Raw genomic sequence first — 19,078 nt, 5'->3', positions numbered from 1 at the left:
TGTTACTGATACTTGTTTGACGACAAGGAGTGCAGCATGGCACGCAAGGGAATCATTCTGGCCGGCGGTTCCGGCACCCGTCTTCATCCTATCACCCGTGGGGTCTCCAAGCAGCTGCTGCCCATCTACGACAAGCCAATGATCTATTACCCGATCTCGGTACTGATGTTGGCGGGGATTCGTGAAGTCCTGATCATTTCCACCCCGGAAGATCTGCCGCAGTACGAAAAACTCCTGGGCAGCGGTGAGGAGTTTGGCCTGCGCTTCGAGTATGCCGAGCAGCCCAGTCCCGATGGCCTCGCCCAAGCCTTTATCATTGGAGAAGAGTTCATTGGAAATGACCCCGTTTGTCTTGTGTTGGGGGACAACATCTTCCATGGCCAGCATTTCTCGGATCAGCTCAAGCGCGCGAGTGAGCAGTCCAGCGGTGCGACCGTATTCGGCTACCTAGTCAAGGATCCTGAGCGCTTTGGGGTGGTGGTATTCGACGAGCAGGGCAGGGCGGTATCCATTGAGGAGAAGCCTAAACAGCCCAAGTCCTCCTATGCGGTGACGGGACTATACTTCTACGACAATGACGTGGTGGAGATCGCCAAGGCGGTGAAACCCTCCGAGCGTGGTGAGTTGGAAATCACTAGCGTGAATAATGCTTATCTGGAGCGTGGTGATCTCAAGGTAGAGAAACTCGGCCGTGGTTTTGCCTGGTTGGATACCGGAACCCACGACAGCCTGCTGGAAGCCGCCCAGTACGTCCAGACCATCGAGCACCGCCAAGGCTTGAAAGTCGCCTGTCTGGAAGAAATCGCCTGGGCAAATGGCTGGATCACCAAGGAGCTGTTGGTGAGCGCCGGCCACGCGCTGAGCAAGACCGAGTATGGGCAGTATCTATTGCGCCGCGCCGGTGCATAAGTCGTCGCCTGTCAAAGCCGAAAAGGGAGAGAAGCATGCAGTTTGAACGCCTGGAGATACCCGAAGTCGTGCTGATGACACCCAAGGTGTTTGGTGACGAGCGTGGCTTCTTTATGGAGACCTTCCGTCAGAGCGAGTTCGAGCAGCACTGCGGAGCCTATACCTTCGTACAAGACAACCATAGCAAGTCCAAGCAGGGGATATTGCGCGGGCTCCACTACCAACTGAACCAGCCACAAGGTAAATTGGTGCGGGTCACCCAAGGTGAAGTCTTCGATGTGGCGGTAGACATGCGCAAGAGCAGCCCCACGTTGGGGCAGTGGGTCGGCGTACACCTCAGTGCAGAAAACAAGCAGATGCTTTGGGTACCACCGGGCTTTGCTCATGGCTTTTATGTCACCAGTGAAGAAGCTGAGTTTCAGTATAAGTGCACGGACTACTATGCTCCTGGCGACGAAGTGTCGGTATTATGGAGCGACTCTGATTTGGGTATTGAATGGCCACTCATATCTTCGGAACCTAGCTTGTCGGAAAAAGACCGAGAAGCCTTGATGCTTATGCATGCCCCAAAGTTCTAGTATAAGCGACAGCTCGCCCCTTTCTGGAGAGCATGGAATGAGTGAAGATAAATCTATTTGCGTAACTAATAACGAGTGCTATAAGCGAGCTATTTATTTTTGGCAGCAAGGCGATTGGGATAGGCTAATTGAGTTATCTTCATCTGTATCGGGATGCAAAAATCACCCACTCTTAGCGGTGCTGATTAGTGCTGCGCACGCTCAAAAGGGGGAGAAAGAACAAGCAATAGCTGTATGCAAAAACATAGATTTCGGAAAAGTATACTTGGGCAATAAATCCTTCATCATTAGTTTGCTCCTGTCAGGGGTGCATTCTAACGTATCTGAAGCATTCATGTTGGTCGGAGATAAGTACCGGGCTGCAAAACACGGCGAGTTAAGTTTGGAGGTGTTAAATGCTCACCGTGACGAGTTAAAGGTCGCCCCTGTTCTCTTTAAGGATGGGCTTTATAAGGCGATGCATGAGGAAATATATCTAGGGGGCTGGCCTAGTTTGGAGAGTTTATATTTACATAAAAAGGAGGGGAAAATATCTGACAAATGGAGGTCCTATTTAAAAATCTATAATAAGCTGCTGTCGTCCTACAGAAAGTCTAATATAACATTGTTTGAGATTGGAATTCAAAACGGTGGATCTCTAGAAATATGGCAAGATTATTTCCCTAATGCTAAGAAAATAGTTGGATGCGATATCAACGAGAAATGCAGCGAGTTGGTGTATAAAGGCGAAAATATTGAAGTGGTAACTGGCGATGCTAAAAATGCCAACACCTACGATAAAATAGTTTCTATTTCAAATAGCTTTGATATTGTGTTTGACGATGGATCACATGATTCTGTCGACTGCATTAAGAATTTTGTGAAATATTTTCCCCACGTAAAGAGGGAGGGTGTTTTTATAGTCGAGGATGTCCATTGCAGCTACTGGAAAGAATTTTCCGGAGGTCTTTACCACCCTTTTTCTACAATGTCTTTCTTCAAGGACTTACTTGATGTTCTGAATTTTGAGCATTGGGGGGTGGAGCTAGATATAAAAGAGTATTTAGAGAAATACAATGATGCGATAGAAGACGAAAATTTTTATCAGTCACTATTTGATATCCAATCTATTGAGTTTTTTAATTCAGTAATTGCCATAAAAAAGAGAATGACTGGGTCTGTTGGGCTTGGCAATAGAGTCATTGTCGGACAAAAAGGTCTTATAACTGGCGATGATTATGTGAAGAACAATGGTGCTACTATTAGACACAGAGATCAAAGTGATAACGTTTATTCGAGGAGATGAAGGGTGGTTTTTATTCTGAAGGGGGCAGAAAATGAACGAATCAGTTCTGAGTAGAGCAAATAAAAGCTTTAGAGAAAAGAGATATCGGGAAGCGATTGAAATATATCAGGAATTGATGGGTAGCAATAAGGCGCTACGTGAGTTAGCATATTTTAATATGTTATTAGCTAAAAAAAAGCTTGAGGGTGCCAACAACGTAGCCTATCCGGTAAGAGAGGTTGATATCGAGGGGCTTCGGCGCGAAGCCGTAGAGAGTCGGCGAAAGGGCAAATGTTGGGAAAGTGCAAAGTCTTGGGTAAAACTGCTGGGGGATAAAAAAAATAACTCAACCCATTTAAAAGATATTTATCAAAATATCAATTGCATGATTGAAAGTGGCGCTTTGGACCAAGCCAACTATTTCATAGATGAAGCAATAAAGATTTTCCCGAACAATAAAATTCTGTTGCAGAAAAAAGGAAGGGTTCTTCTTAAGAAAGAGAGTTATAGAGAAGCTAAAGAAGTATGGAAGTATTACTGGGAAACTGCTAGGCTTAATGAGGGTTTTTCCGAAACCAACCCTTTTAGGATTACAAATGGAAAGGGGTGTAATGATCAGCTTTTTGTAGAGTTAACTGCAAATAAAACCGAAAAGAAAAGCGAGCCAGGTAAAGTTTGCATTTATACAGCGCTTTTTGGTGAATATGATGATTTACCTCCTGTCTTGAGTAAAGCATATGGGGTTGATTTTATATGCTTTACTGATGTACACAGAACTGTGCCGGGATGGGATGTAAGGGTTGTAGAGAAAACAGAGAGAAATCCCGTTATAGAAAACAGGAAGTACAAAATGCTTCCTCACAATTTTTTATCAGATTATGAGTATTCGTGCTACGTCGACTCAAACATATTGATTACTTCTGATTTCTCTCGTTTAATCAATAACTGGCTCATGGGAAACAGTTTCGTTGCTTGGCGCCACCCTGATCGGAATGATGTTTACTCTGAGATAGAGGCTATCATTAGCAATCTTCGCCATGCACCTGATGAAATGATACAGCAATATGAGTACTTTAATAACGAAGGGATGCCAAGTAACACGGGCATGATCGAAGCATGCTTCTTGTGGAGGAGCCATGGCGACTTAAAAGTAAGAAAGTTAATGGAGAAATGGTGGGACTTTGTCAAGGGGAATGGCAATCGTGATCAACCAGCGCTTTCCTACCTGATGTGGAAAGAGAGAGTTCGTCCAAAAGTGCTTTCTAGGACCTTTGGCAACACAAGAGAAAATGATTATTTCGTGAAATTAAAACATAAAAAAACCCCATTGCAAACAGAAGGTGCAGAAAGAAATAAAGATAATAAATCCGTATTTAATAAAGCATTGAATTCAGGATTAGTTTTATCGAATAAAAAAATTGTATGGGTATACAGGATGGCGGCTCATAACGTTGCATCTACAGTGATGCGCGGAAAACAGCTGTCAAGCATTGTTAAGGAAAGATTGAGAAATGTCGAGGTTGATTACGTTAATGAAAATAGTTTAGATGCTTTAAAAAACTCAGTTGTCATATTGACAAAAGGTTTTTTGAAAAATGTATCAGATGAAGAAATATCCCTTTTAAAAAAGGGAGGGAATATCATATGCATAGACTATGTTGATGATCCTGAAAAGGAATCAATTGTAAGCGAGGTCGACGTTCTTATAGCATCTTCGATTCGACAGTTCATACATTATAAAAATAAATATCCCGATAAGTTATGTCATATGATAACTCATCACGTAGATCCAGACATCCCTAAGATAAATATACCAAGAGATAAGTTGAGGGTTGCTTATTTTGGCGAGCTGGCGAATGCTAAGTGGCGCAATAAATTACAAGACGAAGTTGGTTTCATATTGACGAATACTAAGACTCGGGGTCGCGAGTGGATATCCTCCCTTAATAAATATAATTGTCATTATGCAGTTCGTGAAAAGCGTGAAATTGACGGATTTAAGCCGTTCTTAAAGGGGTTTACAGCAGGGGCTTGCGGAGCCAATATTTTAATTCCTAAAAGCGAAGGGGATAGTCGATTTTACTTGACCAGTGATTACCCATACTTAATTAACGACGACTCATTTTCTTCGGTATCAAATGGATTGCGGCATCTAAGAGAAACTTTTGGAAGTAAGGAATGGTATGAAGGTCTTGATATGATGCGTTATGTTGCCTCTAGGTCTTCATTTGATTTCATTTCTAAGGAAGTTGAGAATCTAGCTGATGAATTATATGTTTAAGTTGGGTGTAAGTTGATGGTATTTGTTGAATATTAATCTTGGCTTAATAGTAGCAGATTAAAAAGTATTTATGATGAGCTGCGGGCTTTGTGATTGGTAAACATTTGTTTGACTGCCAATTGGAAAGTCCAGCATTATAATTTCGAGGTTTTTATGCTTGAAAAGATTAGAGGTGGTGATTTTTCAGATTTTAAAAAATATTTGTATAAAAGAGGGAGTAGAGACGATAGCATTCAGAAGCAAGTGCTAATATTTAGAGAGGCGGCATATCATGAAGGTCTGAGTGCTGCAGATAAAATAAACTCTTATGTTTGTTTGCTGTATCGGCTTTGTGAGCTTGGAAGTTGTTTAGATCTAGAAAATGAACTTGGGAGTATGGGTCATTTTACTGATTTAGCACTTCGAGAGATAGGGTGTTCAGATAACATTAGAAAAGATAGAATGCATGTTTATGTTTCATTAATGACTGCTTATGCAAATTCTTTGCTGTATCTAGGGAAGTTTGATCACTGTAGATCAATATTGGAAGACACCACTGCTTGGTATGAGAAACATGATTTAATTCACTTCATGAGAGGTTTCTATAAAACATGTACGAACTTGTCAAGAATATATCTTGTTTTGTTTGGATTAAGTTATTTTCATTCTGGTATTGTTCGAAAAGACTGTATAGATAAAGCGATATTTTGCATTCAGAAAGGTTTTTTTATTGGCCTGGGTAGTGATGATATCGTTGCATTTCAAGAAATTGTGTCGGTGTCTAAAATCGTCGATGATTCAACAAGGATATATGCTAGACTGGTTCGCCCCCCTGCTGGTGAGCCTGAGGTAACTATGCTAGTTGATAAAGTTTTTGTTCGTGCTTTGAGGGTGAGTGACGCTTCTTTCAAAGATGCTATAAGGTTAAACATTGCGAATTATTTGACACATGAGAATTGATATATGATATTTCTGGATTGCACTTTGCGTGATGGCGGTTATTACAACGCCTGGGACTTTTCCCACGATCTGATCCACCAGTATCTTGAAGCCATGCAGGCCGCCGGGGTGGACGTAGTGGAGCTGGGCTTCCGCACGCTGAAAAACCAAGGCTTTCAGGGCCCATGTGCCTTTACCACCGATGAGTTTATCCGCAGCCTGACGATCCCGGACGGGCTGACAATTGGCGTGATGGTCAACGGCAGCGAGCTGGTAGGGGAGGCGACCCAGCAGGAAGTACTTGAGCGCTTGTTCCCCAATGCTGCTGCTGACTCACCAGTCGATCTGGTGCGCATCGCCTGTCACGTCCATGAGTTCGAGAAGGCTTTGCCTGCGGTTATCTGGCTGAAAAAACATGGCTATCAGGTTGGCTTCAATCTGATGCAGGTAGCGGACCGCACCGAAGATGAGGTGAAGGCGCTCGCTCGTCTGGCCAAGTCTTACCCGATGGATGCGCTTTACTTCGCCGACAGCATGGGCAGCATGAGCCCGGACCAGACCGCGCAGATCATCCAGTGGTTCCGCAGCGAGTGGACGGGCCCCATGGGCATCCATACCCACGATAACTTGGGGCTCGCGCTCTCCAACACCATGCGAGCTATTGATGAGGGCGTGACCTGGGTGGATTCGACCGTCACCGGCATGGGCCGTGGGCCGGGTAATGCCCGTACCGAGGAGTTGGCCATTGAGATTGCCGAGCGCCGCGGCAAATCGGTCAATATGGTGCCCCTAATGATTCTGCTGCGTGAGCACTTCAGGCCCATGCAGGCCCACTATGGTTGGGGCACCAATCCCTATTACTACTTAGCCGGTAAGTACGGAATTCACCCCACCTATATCCAGGAGATGCTCAGTGACTCCCGCTACAGCGAGGAGGACGTGCTGGCGGTAATCGAGCACTTGCGAGTGGAGGGCGGGAAGAAGTTCAGTATCAACACCTTGGATGCTGCCCGTCACTTCTATCGCGGCGAACCCAAGGGGCAGTGGTCGCCGCGGGAACGTTTTGCTGGTCGCGAGGTGCTGCTGCTGGGTACCGGCCCGGGCGTGGCGCGCCATCGCAGGGCATTAGAGCGCTATATTCGCGTTCAGAAGCCACTTGTGCTGGCCCTTAATACCCAAAGCGCCATCGAGGCCGAACTGATTGATTTGCGCGTGGCCTGTCACCCTGTGCGCCTGTTAGCGGACTGTGAATCACATACTCAGCTGCCGCAGCCGCTAATCACCCCTTACTCCATGCTGCCTGCGGATGTTCGTGACTCGCTGGGTAGCAAGGAAGTGCTGGATTTTGGCTTGAACGTGCAGGCCGAGTACTTCGAGTTTGCCGACACGCACTGTACCGCTCCAACCTCGCTTGTGATGGCCTATGCTTTTGCTATTGCCGCCAGCGGTGGGGCCCGTACGCTCTATCTGGCTGGCTTCGATGGCTATCCGGCCGAGGATCCACGCAATGCGGAAATGAACCGCGTGGTGCAACAGTTTCAGGAGGCTAATGACACGCTCCCTCTCATCGCAATCACGCCGTCGCGCTACGATGTCATCAAACAGAGTGTGTATGGGATGGTTTTATGACAGATAAAGTTATTTGCTTTTTACCCTGTCGAGCCGGTAGTCAGCGGGTGGTAAGAAAAAATATCAAGAAATTCGCAGGCTATGAATTTGGACTAATCCAGATAAAGCTTCGTCAGTTATTGGCTGCTGAGCTGATTGATGAAATTGTTCTGACCACCAACGATGCGGATATCTTGGCATATGCTGAGTCTTTGCAAGAAGCTAGACTCCGTTTGCATAGAAGAGTTGAAGAACTGTCATCGGGCGACACAAGCACGGATCAACTGGTCGCTCATGCGCACCAGCTAATCCCTGAAGGCCATATTATTTGGACTCACGTGACGTCTCCATTTATTACTAATAGCCATTATGACCAATTGATCCGCGTTTATTTTGACCAGTTGCATCGTGGATATGATTCATTGATGACTACGACAGCTATTTATGGTTTTCTTTGGCAAGATGAAAAACCCATGAATTATGATCGTCAAGTGGAGAAATGGCCGCGTACTCAGACGCTGAAACCCGTCCATGAGGTGAATAGCGGTACTTTTCTTGCCTCTGCTGAAGTCTATCGTCAGCTGGATGATCGAATTGGTCGGCGACCCTATCTTTATGAAATGGATAAGTATACCAGTTTCGATATTGATTGGCCTGAAGACTTTGTGATCGCAGAGTGTCTAGTAGAAAAAGGGCTGGTGACACCATGAGCCAGGGGCTATCGGTACTCCACTATACCACTCTTGTTTTTGACTGCGACGGCGTCGTGCTGGATTCAAACAAAGTCAAGACCAAGGCCTTCTATCAGGCCACCCTTTCCTACGGGGCGGCGGCCGCCCAAGCCATGGTCGATTACCACGTCGCCAACGGGGGAGTATCACGCTATAAAAAGTTTGCCCACTTCTTGGAGCAGATCGCGCCGATGCATTCCGATCAGCATGGTCACAATCTGGAGTCCCTGTTACAGGATTATGCCGGCCATGTGCGTCAAGGGCTCTTTAGCTGTGAGATAGCCCCGGGACTAGAAACGCTGCGGCAGCAGACCCCCAACGCTCGCTGGCTGATCGTTTCCGGTGGCGATCAGGCTGAGCTGCGTGATGTATTCACTCAGCGAGGGTTGGCGGATCTATTCGATGGCGGAATATTTGGAAGCCCCGATACCAAAGAAGATATTCTCTCCCGCGAACTGGCCAACGGTAATATTAGGTCACCATCTTTATTCCTGGGCGATAGCGAGTACGACCAGCAAGCTGCCGCGGCGATGGGGTTGGATTTTGTGTTTCTGAGCGGTTGGACCGAAGTGCAAGGCTGGGAAGAGTGGTGTCATGTAAAAGGAATTTCTTGCAAGACATCGATTAAAGACTTAATGGTGTGTTGAATGAAAATTTCAATCGTTGGCACCGGTTATGTAGGCCTTTCCAATGCAATGTTGCTGGCCCAGCACAATGAAGTAGTGGCGTTGGATGTCGTGCCCGAGAAGGTGGCTCTACTCAATGAGAGGGCATCGCCCATTGAGGATGCGGAAATTACCGATTTCCTAGCCAACCGTAAGTTGGCCTTTACTGCCACCCTTGACAAGGAGGTGGCCTACCGTGGGGCGGACTTCGTGGTGATTGCCACGCCGACGGACTACGACCCAGAAACCAACTACTTCAATACGAGCAGTGTCGAGGCGGTGATCCAGGATGTGATGGATATCAATCCTGATGCGGTGATGGTCATCAAGTCCACCGTGCCGGTGGGGTACACCACCAGCGCCCGGGAAAAGTTCGGCACCGAGAACCTGATCTTCTCGCCGGAGTTCCTGCGTGAGGGCAGGGCGCTCTACGACAATCTGTACCCTTCACGCATTATCGTCGGCGAGCGCTCGGAGCGGGCCGAGGCCTTCGCCAACCTGCTCAAGCAGGGCGCGGTGAAGCAGGATGTGCCGGTGCTGTTCACCAACAGCACCGAGGCGGAGGCGATCAAGCTGTTCGCCAATACCTACCTGGCCATGCGCGTGGCCTACTTCAACGAGCTGGATACCTACGCCGAGACCCACGGCCTGGATGCTCGCCAGATCATCGATGGGGTGGGGCTGGACCCGCGCATCGGCAATCATTACCACAACCCCTCATTTGGATACGGCGGCTACTGCTTGCCGAAGGACACCAAACAGTTGCTGGCCAACTACGAAGATGTACCTAACAATCTGATACAGGCTATCGTCGAGGCCAACCGCACCCGCAAGGACTTCATCGCCGAATCCGTGCTGAAGCGTAAGCCCAAAATGGTAGGGGTGTACCGCCTGATCATGAAGGCTGGCTCAGACAACTTCCGGGCCAGCGCTATGCAGGGTGTGATGAAGAGGATCAAGGCCAAGGGCATCGAGGTGGTGGTCTATGAGCCGGTGCTGCATGAGCAGCAGTTCTTCGGCTCACGGGTGATCCAGGACCTCGCCGAGTTCAAGTCTCAGTGTGATGTGATCCTTGCCAACCGCATGGTAGAGGAATTGGCCGATGTGGCCGACAAGGTCTACACCCGCGACCTGTTTGGCAGCGATTGAACGGATGAAGAAGGACGAGGCGACGATGTCTATAGAGGCAGTACTGCGGGCATTCCATGCGATCAGGCCCGATCCAGGCAAGATCGAGCAGCGGGTAAGCTTCGGGACCTCCGGGCATCGAGGTAGCTCTCTGCTGGGAACGTTTAATGAAGCCCATATCTGTGCCATCGCCCAGGCAGTGGCAGATTATCGAGTTCAGGCTGGCTATACAGGGCCGCTTTTTCTGGGGCATGACACCCACGCTCTCTCTCGTCCGGCCTGGGAGGTGGCGCTGGAGGTGCTATCCGCCAATGGCGTTGAGGTATGTATCGATAGCCGGGCGGGCGTGGTGGCCACGCCCCTGATAAGCCGGGCCATCCTGCAACATAACACCCAGCAGGCCGAGCAGCTCGCCGATGGCCTGATCATAACGCCTTCGCACAATCCGCCCGAGGATGGCGGCATCAAGTATAACCCAGCCCACGGCGGCCCCGCGGAAGGGGGGGTAACGAGTTGGATTGAGCAGCAGGCCAATCGTTATCTTGAACAAGGGCTGAAGGGAGTGAAGCGGGTGTCGCTGGCCAATGCGCAAGAGCAGGCTCAGGCCTACGATTTCGTCGAGGCTTATGTGGCCGAGCTGGGCCGTGTTGTGGATATGCAGGCCATTGCTGCCTCGGGCTTGAAGCTGGGAGTGGATCCAATGGGGGGTACAGCGTTGCCGGTATGGCAGGCTGTGGCAGAGCGCTACGGATTGGACCTGACCATCGTCAACGCTGAGCAGGATACCAGCTTCGCCTTCATGCCGCCGGATCACGACGGCAAGATACGGATGGACTGCTCCAGCACGGCGGCCATGGCCAACCTGTTGGCGATCAAGGATCGCTTCGACCTGGCCTTCGGCAACGATCCAGATGCGGATCGTCACGGCATCGTGGATACCTTCGGGCTGATGAACCCCAACCACTTCCTGGCGGTATGCATTGACTACCTGCTGGGCCACCGTCCGGAATGGTCGAACACGCTCAAGGTGGGCAAGACGCTGGTCTCCTCGTCGCTGATCGACCGGGTCGTGGCCAGGCACGGCCGAGAGCTCTACGAGGTGCCGGTGGGTTTCAAGTGGTTCGTGGAGGGCCTGCATCGAGGCTGGCTGGCCTTCGGCGGGGAGGAGAGCGCTGGTGCCAGCTTCCTAACGCGCAGCGGGCAGCCCTGGTCCACCGACAAGGACGGCATCATCCTCTGCCTGCTCGCTGCAGAGATAACCGCGGTGACCGGCAAGACGCCGGGTGAGTACTACCGGGAGCTCGTGCTGCGCCATGGGGAACCTCGCTATCGTCGTGTTGATACGCCTTGTTCCCCGGAGCAGAAGGCCGCCTTCAAGCACCTGTCACCCGAGGCCCTTTCCATCGACTCCCTGGCGGGGGATCCCGTTAGTGACGTGCTGGTAGCGGCCCCTGGCAACCAGGAGGCCATCGGTGGACTGAAGGTTATCACAGAGAATGGCTGGTTTGCCGCACGGCCGAGCGGGACCGAGGCGCTCTATAAGGTCTATGCCGAGAGCTTCACAGGTGAGGAGCACCTGGAGGCCCTGATCGAGGCGGCACAGTCGCTGATGGATCGGGTACTGGTGGCGGAATGACATCGAGTCATGCCTCCTTCCTGGCCCAAGGCAACCGGGCGGTACATGATGGTGAGTATGCGCGAGCCATTCGCCATTATTTGGCCAGCGCGCAGGCGTTGGACAATCAGAGTGAGCTGTATCCGCATCTCGAAGCTAATCTCACCTTGGCGCGAAGACGATATCTGAAGCAGCGTTCTGAGGCGCGTCAGCGGGGGGAGCTCATTCGGGTTGGTGTATGTGGATGGGAGTTAGCCCACAATCCGGCTGGTCGAGTGTTGACCTTGGCCGAGGCCTATCGCCGCGTATCACCCCACGTTGAGATCCTTGGGGCGATTTTTCCTCGTTGGGGCCTCAAGTTATGGAGCCCTATGCAGGGCAGCGACATACCGTGTCAGAGTATTATTGTCCAGAACGAGGCCGACTTCGTAGCACAGGCGCTGCAGTTGGTAGCGGCACACCCCTATGATCTTGTGCATCTCTCTAAGCCGCGCTTTCCTAACCTCGTGTTTGGAATGCTCTACGCCTTGGTATGGGGGGCACAGGTAGTTTGGGATGTCGACGATGAGGAACTCGGCTTCGTAGCGGCAACGGAGCCTCTGCCCCTCGAGAAGGCTTTGGATGAACAGGGGGGCTTACCTCCGCTCAAGAAACTGCACGCTAGCTTCTGGACGCGCCTGGCGGTTGGTCAGGTCTCGCGCTTCGGTGCAGTCACCGTCTCCAATCCCGCTCTGCAGCAGCGCTACGGTGGAAAGCTTATACCCCATGTGCGCGATGAACTCCACTTTGTGCCAAGCTGTATGCGCCGAACTCGATCCCGACGCCTTTGGAGCATACCGGAACATGTCAAGGTTGTACTCTTCTTCGGTACGCCGCGAAGGCACAAAGGTCTATTGGACACAGCTCACGCTATTGCCGCACTAGGCAGAGAAGATGTCTGGTTCGTGATCGTAGGAGATTTTCCCGATGCGAGCCTGAAGGCTGAACTTCAGCAGGTCGAGGGGCTGACCTGCCGTTTCATACCCGGACAGCTATATAAAGATATCCCCGATGTTGTGGCTATGGGGGACTACGCGGTTCTTCTCCAGGAGAGCAGTTCGCTGGTTGCACAATTTCAGTTGCCTGCAAAACTGGTGGATGCCTTAGCTATGGGATTGATCGTATTTGCTTGTGTTACGCCAGCCATGCAGTGGCTCGCGAATGAGGGAGCCATTGTTCCCGTTACTCCCGAGACATTGGAAAAAACTTTAAGAATTCAGTTTGATAAAGAGAATGAACACGTGGAGCGGGAGCGTAATCGAAAAATATTTCTTGAGCAGCTCAGTCTCTCTTCGGTGAAGTCTACTCTCTATGATCTTACCACTATGTCCGAGTTGGAGCGGCCCGATTGGCAAGGTAAATTGTCTCTTTTAATAGCCAATCGGATAGATAAGTTGTTACTTGGATGAAGCATCTAGAGACCCAAATATGAATTTAGCGTTTTATCACCGTGTAAGGTCAGCCGTTAAGCGTCGAATCTTGCATCCAGTACTGAACCGAGCACTCCGGACCATTCCGCTCTCGGTACAGGATGCCTTGGGGCTCAATCTCGAGCCGGCTCCGTACCCGGCGTTAGCGTTGGAAAAGAAGCTTTGGGGTGGGTACTCCACCCATGCTCTTCAAGACCTGCATTCCATCGTCACTTCCCGCTCCATGCTGGCCGGTGTACGGGCCGACGCTGCCTGGGTGTTGGCGCGTTGGCATTCGGCGCGGTCAGAGTATGAGCTTGCTCTGCAGTATGCTCTGTTGATGCGGGCCCTGGATAAAAAGCGGGGCTGGGAGAAGGGGCAAATTCTCTTGGAGGTGGATTGCCTGAATCGGCTAGGCCGCGCCGAAGAGGCCCGCCGGTGTCTCGAGCATGCGATGCGTAAGCATGAGGTTGCGCCATCGGACTACTGCCTTGCTTATTCGAACGTACTGCATGCGGCAGGGGCGAGCGATGCTGAGCGGCTTACATGGATCAACCGCATGTTCGCCAGATATGGTTTCGCTGAGCTGGCACTACTGGATGATAGCGCTCCTCTGGCGATCCATAACCTACGAGCCCGAGATGGTGTGACTTCCCACGATGGCCCCAAGGTAAGTGTCCTGATGCCGGCCTACAATTCGGCTGCTACCATCGAAAAGGCGATCCGTGGGCTTCTCGCGCAGTCTTGGCGAAATATCGAAATCATCCCAGTTGACGACTGTAGTCCTGACGATACTTGGAGCGTGCTACAGGCCTATGCCGAGCAGGACCCACGCATCGTGCCGATCCGCCATGAGGTAAACACGGGCGCCTATGGGGCTCGCCTGACTGCCCTGGAAAAGGCGACAGGAGAATTCATCACTGTGCACGATGCCGATGACTGGTCGCATCCTCAAAAGATCGAGGTTCAGGTCAAGGCGCTGCTTGCAGATGAGTCTCTAGTGGCATGCATGAGTTCGTGGTGCCGAGCATCGCGCGACCTCTATATCAATCGCGTGGGAGTGATTCCTGGGCCGAATCTGCAGCGCCAGAATGAATCATCGTTGATGTTCCGACGCTCACTGGTTGATACATTGGGTGCCTGGGATCGAGTAAGGGCGGCGGCCGACACCGAATACATCTGGCGGATTCAAGCGGTTCACGGCAAGCGAGCGATCAAGGTAGTGCATGAGGAGGTGCCGTTGTCCTTCTCCCTTAGCCAGGAGGACTCGCTGACCCAAACTGGGCCGACACACGTCAAGACGATCTTCTATGGTACTCGCCGGGTCTACCGGGAAGCCCAGAAATGGTGGCATCAGCATGCTGCAGACGGAGAATTGAAGATACTGCCTGCAGATAGCTTCAGACGCTTTGCTGCGCCACCCAATCTGTTGATGAAGAATCCCGAACCCAAAGAGTACGACTTTCTATTTGTAGGTGACTTGGCGCTGAAAAAGGGAGTGGGAGAGCTGCAGCAAGCCTTGGTCAGTGCCATAGCGGAAGAGGGTAAGTATCGAGTAGCTGTTTTCCATTGGCCTCGGTACGAGAAGTCTCTTCATAGGCAGGTAGCCCCGAACTATCAGGTTCTATCTTCACAGGGTAAGATTGATATCATTGCTGCAGAAGATGCTTTAAAGGCCAAGCATTCTATTGTGACGGATGTCATTGCATGCGGAAAACTGCTTGATAGATGGCCTAGGTGGGAAGCTCAAAAGGTCTGGGCATGTTCCGGGCACACCGATGGAAGCCGCTTTCCTAGTGGAAAGCTCGAAAAAGAAGCTGTTGAAGCGAACTTGTTATCAGCTTTTGGAAAAGCTGCAGTTTGGCTGCCGGTATCCCGAGAAGATGCCGAAATAATGAAAACTGACGTAGGGTTTAATTCGGTTTCGGAATTTTTCATACCATGGGGAGTCGAGGCGGATGCTCGATGTCCTAATGAGATTAGGGCGGCCCTGGAGGCGATAGTTAGCGATACATCACTTACCCATTGATTATCGATCTATTCCATGGTTTATTGTTAAGGATTTATTTTGAAAAAAATAGCATTTATTGTTGTAAGGTACAGTGTGCTCTTGAAGTCAAAGGCTTGGAATATTGCCAAGGACTCAGATTTTGAAGAGTATAGGAGAAAGCTTTTTTCGAAGGATCGTCTAGACCAGCACTTTTATTTTTTTAATAACGTCATGCTCCCTAGCATCGCTGCGCAAGTTTCTAAGCAGAGCGACATCGATGTGAGGCTGATGGTAATTACTTCAAGTGAGCTACCGGACGATGCAAAGGAATCACTCTCAGAGGCGACCGAAAAGTTTAATTGGGTAGATACACTTTTTTTGAGTCCCGATGGAAATATGAACAAGGAAATAAATGGTTATATTAAGAGCGCTGTAGAAGGGCGGGATACAGTGTATGCAACAGTTAGACTTGATGACGATGATGCATTGCATTCTGATTACTTGAGTAGCTTAAATAAATACTTGTCTCCTGTCTTTTCTGGCCATATGGTTTCCTATCCTAAGGGACATGCTGTTTTATTTGATCAAGAACTTGGTAGGGTGACATCGGCAATAGAAGTTTATTATCCAAAAATTGCTCTTGGCCTAGCTTTCATTAATTTTTATGACGCAAAGCGTAATGCTTTTTCTCATAAAACTATTAATATTTTTCAGTCTGGAAAACATACAACCGTTCAAGAGCGTTACCCCTTGCTACTCGACGAATCGCTGAATGCTTATGTAAGGATGTGCTACAAGAGTTCGGATACGGCTGAAAGTTTCTTTAAAAAGCGGAGTAGAAAGGCGGAAAGAGTCCCTCTCGATACGGCCTTTCACGGATTTTATGTGAAAATGGCAATGGATGAGGCGGAGGGAGCGAAATGAAAGTCATTCCTTATCGAATGTATAACAAAATTCGTAATCTTGGGGACGCTATTAACCCATACATCATTGAAAGAGTTTCTGGTCTTCCATCTGTTTATTGCAATAAATCTCAGGCACATGTTTTAGGTATAGGAAGTATCTTTTTTGACGCGAGTATGCATTCTTATGTCTGGGGAAGTGGGATGATAAATGCTGAGAAGCCCATCCCCCCGATAGATGCAAGCAAGATCCGAGCGCTGAGAGGAAAGAAGACGGTAGAAGCGCTGACGAATCTTGGCTATAAGGTACCTGATGTCCCGCTTGGGGATCCTGGCTATTTATTGAATAAAATCTGTTCTTCTCCAATTAGTGGCAGCAGGCGGTACCGTGCTTGTATTATTCCCCACCATGCGTCAATTAATCACCCTGTATTTAAAAAATACAGAAAAATGGATGACGTCTGTGTTTTTAATATCTTGACAGATAATTTATCTGAAATTAGGGATTTGATTGATTCAGAGGTAGTGATTTCTCAAAGTTTGCATGGCTTGATTTTTGCCGAGTCTCTAGGAATACCTAATGTATGGATTTCTGATCGGTTTGATGAGAGATGGAAGTTTAAATTCGAAGATTGGTACAGTACAACGGATCTGCCACAAGAGAAGCCTTTCCCACTGAATACCCCTTTCGATGAGCTTGTCAGGCAAAGCCGTCTTAGTGGTTCGTTGATTGAAGTAGATGCTTTGATGGACTCGCTGCCTTATAATGAGGTGGCCCTTGAACTCAACAAAAAATTGGTTCCTCATCAGCAATGTAAAGAATTGATGCCTCTTCGGGAGACGATAAAGCTGGAGAGAAGCGATCTGAGAAAGATTTCTGCATTATCAAACGAAGAGCGAGCCGACCTGGAGAGTATGGTAAAGAAAGGATTCAGGAGAGCCAATGCCGCTATGGCGCATCCTGTCTATACCCTTTTAGGAGAGGAGGTGGATGATATTTCTCCTGAAACTCTCAATAAAATTATGACGATTATGGATCATAAGCATGGTTTTGTCTTTGCCTCTATTGTAAAGAATTCCATACCTCCATTGCTTTCTAAAAGTTATACAATGGAGGGGCTCAAAGTCACAAAAAATCAGCATGTTGGGGATGTATTCTTTCTTAGACCAAATGGTAGAATGAGCTTTTCGAAAGATTTTTTAACCATCTTCATTTAAGCCGGTACGATTAAGGGCTGGTTTTATTTATCATGAATCTATTTTCGCAAACGGCTGTGACTATAGCCTGGATAGCAAAAATCAACTCTGTTTTTTTCAAGATAAGGCCTTTTACGACTTTTCTTCTAGTTCTTTCTTCGTCGACGTTAAGGTTCGTTCAAATCTTAACTACTTTCCTGCCATTAAAGGTTTTACTGCTTGCTGCTTCCGATGGAATACCAGCATATTTTCGATTTTTTATCGAGCCGCATCAAAAAAGTCAATGGATTATTATATTGGCATTTGGTGCCGTAGGTTTTTACATACTTTCTCTTCTACTGGAGAGGTGGATACGATGGCTGTCAGAGACGGGCAGCTTGCAGGTTTTACAAGGAGCCAATGAGATAGCCGTATCGAGCCGCTCACAGAGTGACGCGAGTAGCTATTATGCAAAATTTGGTGGTGTGCTTGCAGATACTCTTGTAGTCATTGTTGCGATGGCACTCTTGAGCTTTATAAACCTCAACCTTCTTTATACCTTGCTGGCAGCTTTTACTCTGCAGTACGTGATTGCTTATGCGGCCTTCAAGTTGAGCAGCCCATACGAAACAAAGGGCTTGAAACATGTTTTGATTTATAATCTTTCAGGTTACTTGGCTACATGTTCAACAATAAATTTCCTTCTTTCTTTTTTCGTTCTCCTATATCCATTTGTCTCCGGGCAGGGAGGAAATTTACTCTTCTCTATCTTGGCTATTTTGTTGTTAAGGCAAACTCTTAGTGCGCTTTCGAGTGTTGTCGGAACGGGAGTCGGGTTGTGGAAGAAGAAATTCCAAATAGATCCTCTTGTTTTTCGTCACAAGCAACTTGTAAAACCTGAGCATAAGTCGAAAAAAACCATGAGGGTGCTTTTCGATAAGCCTGTCAGAGAGCGAATTGCAGTCGAACAATTGGGAGTCCACTTGCAGTTAGGAGAAAATCAGTCGGTAGAGGTCTCGTCAACTTGGCAAGATCCAACGGTAAACAAGATTTCGTCTTTTTTGATTTCCGTTAAAAATAAGGAATTTGGTGAGGGGATCGCAGAGGCATATTACCAACATCAAGTGATACCCAAGGGTATGCTTACTCTTTTTGAACACGAAGATTTTCTTTTCGAGAATATTAGTCGTCAAGAGTTAAAGGCTCCCGAAGTCCGAGCCATTTTTACCGAGGGTGATTTCATTTGTAGAATTTATGACTATGGGAGTGCAACGGCATTGTCTCCTTCTATGTGGAAGAATATGTCTTTGGATATTATTTCAGATTACTGGTGTATTGCGCCGCCCAAAAAACTTGTTTCTTCCTACTTGACCTCGCATCCTACGCTGCCTGGAAGGTTGACTCAAAATTTCATTGAAAGAGTTTCTTTGGCAGTGGATTCTGCTGAAGAACGCAGGGTGTTCAAAAGCTTTATGAGAAATAGAGGTAAGGTTGTAAAGGCTTTGTCACAGCTTCCTTTGTTTATTTACAATCCTGATTTGAGTCGTGCTAATGTGGTTGATAGCGACGAGGGGTACCTAGTTATGAGTTGGGGGCGGTGGAAGCTGGAGCCTATTGGTATTGGTATGCCGTCGAATGCAACGTCTGCGCGCTTGGAAAAATGTTGTGACTCGCTGATTGAGAGACGGGGTCTGAAAGAGCAGAATAGAGAGAAGTTGATTCTAAGCTTGAGGATGGTGGACAGCTGCCACAAGCTCGAAGCGGCCATTGTGAAGGAACATTATAAGAAGGCCTTTACTTACATGCGAGATATATTGAGAAATCCGTTAGTCGGTTCGGAATCACCGAAAGAGCTAATGCATTGA

Annotated in this window: 15 protein-coding genes; all 15 read left to right on the top strand. The window is 48.4% G+C overall.

The genetic code is table 11. The features are described 5' to 3' along the window. Positions 1-36: 36 nt before the first annotated feature. The 15 genes from rfbA (at position 37) to C4S71_RS22395 (ending at position 19,078) form a co-directional block, all read left to right on the top strand. Positions 37-909: a glucose-1-phosphate thymidylyltransferase RfbA gene (gene rfbA / locus C4S71_RS21025; RefSeq protein WP_103970449.1), complete on the top strand. Its 873-nt coding sequence runs from the start codon at positions 37-39 to the stop codon at positions 907-909. A gap of 35 nt (positions 910-944) precedes the next feature. Next, positions 945-1,487 (top strand): dTDP-4-dehydrorhamnose 3,5-epimerase, encoded by a 543-nt coding sequence (gene rfbC, locus C4S71_RS21020; protein WP_103970448.1) that lies wholly within the window; start codon positions 945-947, stop codon positions 1,485-1,487. 37 nt (positions 1,488-1,524) lie between these two features. Beyond that, positions 1,525-2,772: a class I SAM-dependent methyltransferase gene (locus C4S71_RS22410; RefSeq protein WP_146064640.1), complete on the top strand. Its 1,248-nt coding sequence runs from the start codon at positions 1,525-1,527 to the stop codon at positions 2,770-2,772. A gap of 31 nt (positions 2,773-2,803) precedes the next feature. Beyond that, positions 2,804-5,032, top strand: coding sequence for a glycosyltransferase domain-containing protein (locus C4S71_RS21015; RefSeq protein ID WP_103970447.1), 2,229 nt, complete (start codon positions 2,804-2,806; stop codon positions 5,030-5,032). A 153-nt stretch (positions 5,033-5,185) separates the two neighbouring features. Continuing rightward, positions 5,186-5,971, top strand: coding sequence for a hypothetical protein (locus C4S71_RS22405; RefSeq protein WP_146064639.1), 786 nt, complete (start codon positions 5,186-5,188; stop codon positions 5,969-5,971). Positions 5,972-5,974: 3 nt separating this feature from the next. After that, a complete protein-coding gene (locus tag C4S71_RS21010; protein WP_103970446.1) occupies positions 5,975-7,579 on the top strand; it encodes an aldolase catalytic domain-containing protein in 1,605 nt (534 codons plus the stop codon). After that, positions 7,576-8,268, top strand: a complete 693-nt coding sequence (locus C4S71_RS21005; RefSeq protein ID WP_103970445.1) for an acylneuraminate cytidylyltransferase family protein — start codon at positions 7,576-7,578, stop codon at positions 8,266-8,268. Before C4S71_RS21010 ends, C4S71_RS21005 begins: the two co-directional genes overlap by 4 nt. Then, positions 8,265-8,936, top strand: coding sequence for an HAD family hydrolase (locus C4S71_RS21000; RefSeq protein ID WP_103970444.1), 672 nt, complete (start codon positions 8,265-8,267; stop codon positions 8,934-8,936). Before C4S71_RS21005 ends, C4S71_RS21000 begins: the two co-directional genes overlap by 4 nt. Then, positions 8,937-10,103 carry a nucleotide sugar dehydrogenase gene (locus tag C4S71_RS20995; RefSeq protein WP_103970443.1) on the top strand — a complete coding sequence of 389 codons (1,167 nt, stop codon included), beginning with the start codon at positions 8,937-8,939 and terminating at the stop codon, positions 10,101-10,103. It abuts the gene before it with no gap. Positions 10,104-10,107: 4 nt separating this feature from the next. Next, entirely contained in the window at positions 10,108-11,718 is a 1,611-nt protein-coding gene (gene pgm / locus C4S71_RS20990) for a phosphoglucomutase (alpha-D-glucose-1,6-bisphosphate-dependent) (RefSeq protein ID WP_103970442.1), read from the top strand. Next, positions 11,715-13,145 carry a glycosyltransferase gene (locus C4S71_RS20985; RefSeq protein WP_103970441.1) on the top strand — a complete coding sequence of 477 codons (1,431 nt, stop codon included), beginning with the start codon at positions 11,715-11,717 and terminating at the stop codon, positions 13,143-13,145. Before pgm ends, C4S71_RS20985 begins: the two co-directional genes overlap by 4 nt. A 19-nt stretch (positions 13,146-13,164) precedes the next feature. Then, positions 13,165-15,174 carry a glycosyltransferase family 2 protein gene (locus C4S71_RS20980; protein WP_103970440.1) on the top strand — a complete coding sequence of 670 codons (2,010 nt, stop codon included), beginning with the start codon at positions 13,165-13,167 and terminating at the stop codon, positions 15,172-15,174. 39 nt (positions 15,175-15,213) lie between these two features. Next, positions 15,214-16,059, top strand: a complete 846-nt coding sequence (locus C4S71_RS20975; protein WP_160113424.1) for a glycosyltransferase — start codon at positions 15,214-15,216, stop codon at positions 16,057-16,059. Then, the gene (locus C4S71_RS22400; protein ID WP_146064638.1) at positions 16,056-17,255 is read left to right on the top strand and encodes a polysaccharide pyruvyl transferase family protein; all 1,200 of its coding nucleotides are present in this window, start codon (positions 16,056-16,058) and stop codon (positions 17,253-17,255) included. The genes C4S71_RS20975 and C4S71_RS22400 overlap by 4 nt, the downstream gene beginning before the upstream one ends. 32 nt (positions 17,256-17,287) lie before the next feature. Continuing rightward, entirely contained in the window at positions 17,288-19,078 is a 1,791-nt protein-coding gene (locus C4S71_RS22395) for a hypothetical protein (protein WP_146064637.1), read from the top strand.

It is taken from the genome of Billgrantia desiderata (assembly GCF_900108215.1).
Classification (GTDB): domain Bacteria; phylum Pseudomonadota; class Gammaproteobacteria; order Pseudomonadales; family Halomonadaceae; genus Halomonas; species Halomonas desiderata.
The sequence above is the reverse complement of the archived record's forward strand: the minus strand, read 5'-3'. Positions and strand labels throughout refer to the sequence as shown.